The organism is Paenibacillus sp. 01T422 (assembly GCF_056398785.1).
In genome coordinates, this window is the sequence record NZ_JBFTQB010000253.1 from 1 (window position 1) to 7528 (window position 7528).

Below are 7528 nucleotides of genomic sequence, written 5' to 3' on the forward strand. Positions count from 1 at the left end.
CCATACGCAAATGGAGATATTCATATTGGGCATGCGCTTAACAAAGTATTAAAAGATGTGATTGTTCGCTTCAAAACGCTGCAAGGGTATGACGCTCCTTATGTGCCAGGTTGGGATACACACGGCTTGCCGATCGAGCAGGTGATCACGAACAGCGGGAAAGTCGATCGCAAGAAAATGACGGTCCCTGAATTCCGTGAATACTGCAAAGAATACGCGCTGCAATCTGTAGAGAAACAGAAGAGCCAATTCCAACGTCTAGGTATTCGTGGCGATTGGAAAAATCCTTATATCACATTGCAGCCGGAATATGAAGCGGGACAAATCCGTGTTTTCGGCAAAATGGTACAAAAGGGTTACGTCTATAAAGGTTTGAAACCTGTCTACTGGTCCCCGTCTTCCGAAAGTGCGTTAGCTGAAGCGGAAATCGAGTACAAAGAGAAAACGTCCTCATCCATCTATGTGGCATTCCCGGTTAAAGACGGAAAAGGCAAGCTTCCTCAAGACGCGGCAATCGTTATCTGGACGACGACAGCTTGGACCCTTCCGGCCAACTTGGGAATCTCCTTGAATCCGGAATTTGATTATGCCGTAGTGCAAGTTAATGGGAAAAAGTACGTGCTTGCGCAAGGCTTGCTGGCGGAAGCTCCAGGGTTCGAAGGCATGTTCTATGAAAAAGGCGGCAAGCTGATCATTGAGAAGCTTCAGGAATCAGGCTTATTGCTAAAAGCAGGGGAAATTCAGCATCAATATGCGCATGACTGGCGCACGAAGAAACCAGTTATTTATCGCGCTACAGAGCAATGGTTCGCTTCGATCGATAAATTCAGACAAGAAATGTTGGATGAAATCAAGAAAGTGAAATGGACGCCAGAGTGGGGAGAAGTACGCCTGCACAATATGATCGCCGATCGTGGAGACTGGTGTATTTCGAGACAACGTTCGTGGGGCGTGCCGATCCCGATTTTCTATTGCCGCAGCTGTAATGAACCGCTCGTGAATGAACAAACGATTGAGCATGTTGCACAGCTATTTGAGCAAGAAGGATCGAATGCTTGGTTTATCAAAGAAGAAAAGGACTTGCTTCCAGCAGGAACTTGCTGCTCGAAATGCGGTCATGGCGAATTCCGCAAAGAAACAGACATCATGGATGTTTGGTTTGATTCCGGCTCCAGCCATGTGGCGGTGCTTGAAGCTCGTCCAGAACTTCAGTGGCCAGCAGATCTGTATCTCGAAGGTTCAGACCAATATCGTGGTTGGTTTAACTCCTCGCTGATTACAGGTGTTGCGACGAAAGAGCAATCTCCTTACAAAGGTATTCTAAGTCACGGTTTCACACTGGACGGAGAAGGACGCAAGATGTCTAAGTCCATTGGGAACACAATTGATCCTAATGTGGTTTGCGGCAAGCTAGGCGCTGATATCTTGCGCTTGTGGGTGTCCTCCGTGGATTACCAATCAGACCACCGGATTTCGGACAACATTTTGAATCAAACGACGGAAGTTTATCGCAAAATCCGTAACACGATGCGTTTCTTGCTCGGGAACTTGAGTCATTTTAATCCGGAGACAGATCGTGTAGCTGTTGAAAGCTTGTCTGAGCTTGACCGCTATGCATTGATCCGTTTGAACCGTATGATTGATAAAGTTGTAAAAGCTTACGACTCCTATGAATTCAACGTTGTTTATCAAACGATTCATCATTTCTGTGCAGTTGAAATGAGCTCGTTCTACCTGGATATCATCAAGGATCGCCTATATGCCAATGCACCGCAAGATCCAGCTCGTAAAGCTTCACAAACGGTATTGTATGCTTCATTAGTCGCTGTAACTAAGCTAATTTCGCCAATTTTGGCTCATACGGCAGACGAAGTATGGAAGTACATTCCTGGCGTAGAATTAAGCAGTGTTCAGCTCGCTGAACTGCCGGAAGTGGATTCAAGCTTGTACAATGAGGAATTGGAAAATAAATGGAACAGCTTCCTTGATGTTCGCGATGAAGTGCTCAAAGCACTGGAAGATGCTCGTAAAGAGAAAGTCATCGGTAACTCCTTAGGAGCTGCAGTTCACCTATATCCAAGCGAAGCAACTTATAGCTTGCTTACCCAGTTTGAACAATTGGATCAATTGTTCATCGTGTCTGCTGTAACTGTGCATCAGCCAGGTACGAGTGTACCTGAGGGGGCGCATCAGACGAAGCACTTGGCTATCGCCATTGCCGTTGCAGACGGCGAGAAGTGCGAGCGCTGCTGGATAGTGACTCCAGAGGTTGGGCAAAGTAAAGAACATCCAACTCTATGCGTCAGATGTAATGACGTGGTTACTGCTCATTACCACGAGTAAGAAAGGAGCAAACGAGCTTACGCTGTAATAGCGAAGCTCGTTTGTCCTGTTTATTTTAGAGAGGCTCATCATCCAGGGAACGGTTTTCCGGCTCAAGAAAAGGATCGCCTTCCTGGCTATGCATATAATCCCGGTAAGCTTTACTACGTACAATGGTGACATGCTCACCGTATAAGTCCGTGGCTACGAAGCTTTCGAATGATTCAACAAAGCCGACATTCTCATCAGCTTCAATGTACATTTCATCGTAGCTCTCAACGTTAGGGTCTTCTGCGAACGCAGGGGTGTTGGAAGTACCCCAGCTTTCAACGATTTGCCAAGCATCCTCACCATCAAACTCGGTTTCGTCATCACGTTCGTCAAAGCTTGTCCGGCCAAAAGGCGGATAAAGAATTTGCTCCTCAACGGGTCTTCTGATGGATTGTTCCGGATCAGGCACATGCTCTTTACAGTAGAGAGTGGTTGGAATAGCTTGCAAGCGCTCAAAAGAAATTGGGCTATGGCAAAAGATACATTGACCATAATCTCCTTTTTCCATATGAGCTAAGGCTTCATCGACCTGCCTCAAGTGGAACTCCGCATGCTCGTTGAGTGAGATATCTTTTTCACGTTCGTAAATCTCGGAGGCCACATCAGCTGGATGATTATCGTACATGGATAGCTCACCGGTGCTGTCTTTGAAAGAGTTTGACAGGCCAAAATGATCGTTCGTGGCAAAATGTTGTTCAAGACCAAGCTTTTCCTCCAATAATTGCAGATATAATTGATTTGATTGTTCCTCGGTTAAATGGCTCATAGGTCGTACAGCTCCCTTCTTACAGCTGATCCTTACCGTTATAATGCCGAGCAACCGCGTTTTTTAGTGAGGTAATTCCTTGAAAATAAGGTACCTTTCTTGCTTACGATATATGTGAACGTTTATGAAGCGGGTTTTTGCAAATGCAAAGCTCTTAGGAGGAAAAGATATGAAGTATTATTTCTATGCGCTAATCGTGTTTATTTTGGATCAAGTGTCCAAATGGTTCATCGTAAAAAGGATTCCGCTCGGTGAAGAAAGATCTGTACTAGGTGAGTTTTTCATGATCACATCACATCGAAACCGGGGAGCGGCATTCGGTATTTTACAAAATCAAAGATGGTTTTTCATAATCATTACGACTTTCGTGTTGATCGGTATCGTTTGGTATATGCGCCGGACAAGCCGTGAAGGCAAAACGCTGTTGACATGCGCGCTTAGCTTGCTGCTTGGCGGAGCTATCGGAAACTTCGTAGACCGCGCGCTATTCGGCGAAGTAGTGGATTTCCTACAGGTTACTYTTGATTTCAGCTTTTTTGGTAAGGCCATTTATTACATTTATCCTATTTTCAATATCGCTGATTCCGCCATCGTGATCGGGGTTATCCTCATTTTCTTAGATTCAATTCTTGCGTGGAGAAAAGAGAAAAAAGGAGCCGCTCATGAACATAAATCAGACCTCGTCTGAAATAGCATCTCAAGATGTTATGGAATGGACAGTTGACAAACAGTATGCGGGTGAACGGATCGATAAATTTATCACAGAAGCCTTGGAAGAAGATGTGTCCAGAACCTTGGTTCAGCAATGGGTCAAAGACGGGCATGTTAAGGTAAATAAGAAAACGATCAAATCGAACTATAAGCTTTCGGAACAAGATGTCATTATGCTGCAAATTCCTGAGCCGCAAGGCGTTGAGCTGATTGCTGAAGACATTCCGCTTAATGTTGTATACGAAGATACGGATGTTATCGTAATCAACAAGCAACGCGGGCTTGTAGTACATCCTGCGCCAGGACACTATTCAGGCACGTTAGTTAATGCCTTGATGCATCATTGCAAGGATCTTTCCGGCATCAACGGAGAGCTGCGTCCTGGTATTGTGCACCGCATCGATAAGGACACTTCCGGCTTGATTATGTCAGCTAAGAATGACAAGGCGCATGCCAGTCTAGCCGAGCAATTGAAAGCTCATACAGTTAATCGCAAATATATCGCGTTGGTTCATGGGCACCTTCAGCATGATCAAGGGACGATTGATGCTCCGATTGGACGCGATTCACATGATCGGAAGATGTATACGGTGACGGAGAAAAACAGCAAGCATGCCGTGACACACTTCGTCGTTCTGGAGCGTTTCGGCGATTTCACTTTAGTTGAGCTGAAGCTTGAAACGGGGAGAACCCACCAAATTCGCGTGCACATGAAGTTTATTGGACATCCATTGGTCGGAGATCCGATGTACGGCAAGAGTAAAGGGATGTTGATGGATGGACAAGCCCTCCATGCCGCAATTCTAGGGTTTGAGCATCCACGGACAGGGGAATGGCTGCAGTTCGAAGCGCCGATTCCACCCGACATGGAGCACCTGCTGCAAACAATACGAACATCCTAGGGTTCATCTGATGGGGAGAGGAGCGAATCACATGGAGCATTTAATTAATCCACAAGTAAAAGATATTCAGATTTCGGGCATTCGTAAAATCTCTAATCTGGTCAGCACCATTCCGGGTGCACTGACATTAACGATCGGACAACCGGATTTCCCGACACCGCGGCATATTATTGAAGCGGGACAGAGGGCTCTGGACGAAAATAAAACCGTCTATACGCAAAATCCAGGCTTGCTGGAGCTTAGAGAAGCGGTATCCCACTTCGTGAAAGTGAAATACGGTCAAACTTATCGTGCTGCTGATGAAATTATCGTGACTGCAGGGGCGAGCCAAGCTGTAGATATCACACTGCGAACCATTCTGACGCCTGGCGCGGAGGTCATTTTGCCGGCTCCGATTTATCCAGGGTACGAGCCTTTGATACGACTAGCTGGCGGGGTTCCCGTCTATGTGGACACAAGAGAGAACGGCTTGAAATTAACAGCCGAGCTGCTAGCGCCATATCTAACTGACCAAACGCGCTGCGTGATCTTGTGCTACCCATCGAATCCGACGGGACAAGTGCTTTCCAAGCAAGAACTAAATGACTTGGCTGAGCTGCTGGAAGACCGTGAATTGTTCATTTTATCGGATGAAATATACAGTGAACTGGTTTATGGGGGAACCCATCAATCCATTGCGACGATCGGCAAGCTGCGGGATAAAACGATCGTCATTAATGGATTGTCCAAATCGCACGCAATGACAGGATGGCGTATTGGCTTCACTTTGGCGCCAGCTAACATAACAGAGCATATGGTCAAGGTACACCAATACAATGTCACCTGTGCCAGCTCTGTAAGCCAGTACGCCGCATTGGAAGCATTGACAGCTGGTATCGACGATGCACTCCCAATGCGGGCAGAATATGAAGCACGCCGAGACTACGTCTACGATCGTTTGCTGGCAATGGGCTTCGAGCTTGAGAAGCCAGAAGGGGCGTTCTATTTGTTCCCATCCATCGCCAAATTCGGATTATCCTCGCAGGACTTCACGATGAGATTGCTGCAGGAAGAGCATGTTGCAGTTGTGCCTGGAGATGCTTTCACTTCCTACGGGGAAGGCTTCATCCGTATTTCCTACGCGTATTCGCAGGAAGTATTGGAAGAGTCGCTGAATCGTGTGGAACATTTTATCAGCAAATTGTAATGTGCAAAAAACCTCCAAAGCCAAAAGGCTTGGAGGTTTTTTGGTATCCAACTTACTGAGTTTTGAAGCTGAAGTAAGCGGTAATGGTATTAATAGCGACTTCAATCGCGCGCTCATCCGGGTCAAGCTTGCCATTGTGCAGTCCATGCGGGGTATCTACCCCTAGCCAGAACATGAAACCGGGAATTTGCTCCAAAAAGTAGCCAAAGTCTTCACCAGTCATCGCTTCTGTACATTCCACGAGCTGAACTTGATCGGTTGTTCGCAGCCACGTCATGAACTCCCCAGTCAAAGCAGGATCGTTAAATACTTGCCGGTAGTTTGAGCCGTAATCGATTGTTACTTTGCATTCAAAAGAACTTTCGATACCAGCAGCGATGGCCTCGATCCGTTTTTTGATTTTGTCCATCGAAGCAGCGGAAAGCGTACGAATCGTGCCTTCCAAGCGTCCTTTTTCCGCGATGATGTTCTGTTTCGTGCCAGCTTCCATTTTGCCAATGGTAACGACGGCCGAATCCAGCGGGTTCACATTACGGGAAACAATGGTTTGCAGTTGGCCAACCATTTGCGTAGCCGCGATAATCATGTCATTCGCTTGATGCGGGTAAGCCGCGTGTCCACCTTTGCCCAGCAGGTCGATGAACAACTCAGAAGTATTGGCGAACAGAATCTCAGGCCGTGTGGCTATGGTGCCAACTGGGTACTCAGGTGCGATATGCAGGGCAACTATTTGATCTGGCATCCAATCCTGCAATTCTTCCGAGGCAAGCATTGGCATTGCACCACCAGGACCTTCCTCAGCCGGCTGGAACAAGACAACAAGATCATCTCTCATAGGTTTTTCCACAAAATGCGTGATAACGCCCATCCCGATTGACATATGAAAATCATGCCCGCAGGCGTGCATGTATCCCGGATGCTGCGAAGGAAACGGAAGAGACGTTTCTTCCGTAATTGGCAGCCCGTCCATATCCGCCCGATAGCCAAAACGTTTGGTCGGATTTGTTCCTTTGATATAAACCAAAATGCCTGTCCGCCAAGTCCGGATGCTCATCCGATCCTGAGGCAGCTTAGCAAGTTGGTCTAAGAGCAGCTTTTGCGTCTTGAACTCTTGAAAGCCCGGCTCCGGGATTTGGTGAAGCTCACGACGTAGTGCGATGAAAGGACTAGACATAGGTGTTCCTCCAGATGAGCTTACAGGGTACGCAGATCTTGTAAGATTTCTGTTTTAGATTTTGTTTTATCGTCAACTTTCTTAATAACTCGAGCAGGAGCTCCTGCAACAACTGTGTACTCTTCAACATCTTGTGTAACGATAGCGCCTGCGGCTACTACGGAACCTTTGCCAATGCGAACACCTTCCAAGATAACGGCATTCGCGCCTACAAGTACATCATCTTCGATTACGCAAGGTTGTGCGGAAGGAGGCTCAATTACGCCTGCTACAACTGCACCCGCACCGATGTGACACATTTTACCGACTTGCGCTCTGCCACCTAGAACAGCGTTCATGTCGATCATTGTGCCGTCGCCTACGGATGCACCGATGTTAATAAGCGCGCCCATCATGATAACCGCATTGTCTCCGAT

7 protein-coding genes are annotated in these 7528 nt (G+C 47.0%); 4 read left to right on the plus strand and 3 right to left on the minus strand.

Annotated elements, in window-relative coordinates:
• The coding region (locus AC1DUA_RS15830) for an isoleucine--tRNA ligase (RefSeq protein WP_477500687.1) at positions 1-2343 on the plus strand (2343 nt) is incomplete at its 5' end.
• A 55-nt stretch (positions 2344-2398) separates the two neighbouring features.
• Here AC1DUA_RS15830 and AC1DUA_RS15835 read toward each other — a convergent pair.
• Positions 2399-3139, minus strand: a complete 741-nt coding sequence (locus AC1DUA_RS15835; RefSeq protein ID WP_477500688.1) for a TraR/DksA C4-type zinc finger protein — start codon at positions 3137-3139, stop codon at positions 2399-2401.
• A 169-nt stretch (positions 3140-3308) separates the two neighbouring features.
• Here AC1DUA_RS15835 and lspA point away from each other — a divergent pair, with 169 nt between their 5' ends.
• From lspA to AC1DUA_RS15850, 3 genes are read left to right on the plus strand one after another with little or no spacing between them, the layout of a single operon-like run.
• Positions 3309-3827: a signal peptidase II gene (gene lspA / locus AC1DUA_RS15840; RefSeq protein WP_477500689.1), complete on the plus strand. Its 519-nt coding sequence runs from the start codon at positions 3309-3311 to the stop codon at positions 3825-3827.
• The gene (locus tag AC1DUA_RS15845; RefSeq protein ID WP_477500690.1) at positions 3802-4752 is read left to right on the plus strand and encodes an RluA family pseudouridine synthase; all 951 of its coding nucleotides are present in this window, start codon (positions 3802-3804) and stop codon (positions 4750-4752) included. Before lspA ends, AC1DUA_RS15845 begins: the two co-directional genes overlap by 26 nt.
• Positions 4753-4783: 31 nt before the next feature.
• Entirely contained in the window at positions 4784-5938 is a 1155-nt protein-coding gene (locus AC1DUA_RS15850; RefSeq protein WP_477500691.1) for an aminotransferase A, read from the plus strand.
• A gap of 52 nt (positions 5939-5990) precedes the next feature.
• Here the strand turns inward: AC1DUA_RS15850 and AC1DUA_RS15855 are convergent, their stop codons facing one another.
• Together AC1DUA_RS15855 and dapD are read right to left on the minus strand one after the other, a co-directional pair.
• Complete coding sequence (locus AC1DUA_RS15855; RefSeq protein ID WP_477500692.1) at positions 5991-7112, minus strand: N-acetyldiaminopimelate deacetylase; 1122 nt, start codon at positions 7110-7112, stop codon at positions 5991-5993.
• Between the two features lie 20 nt (positions 7113-7132).
• The coding region (gene dapD / locus AC1DUA_RS15860; protein WP_477500693.1) for a 2,3,4,5-tetrahydropyridine-2,6-dicarboxylate N-acetyltransferase at positions 7133-7528 on the minus strand (396 nt) is incomplete at its 5' end.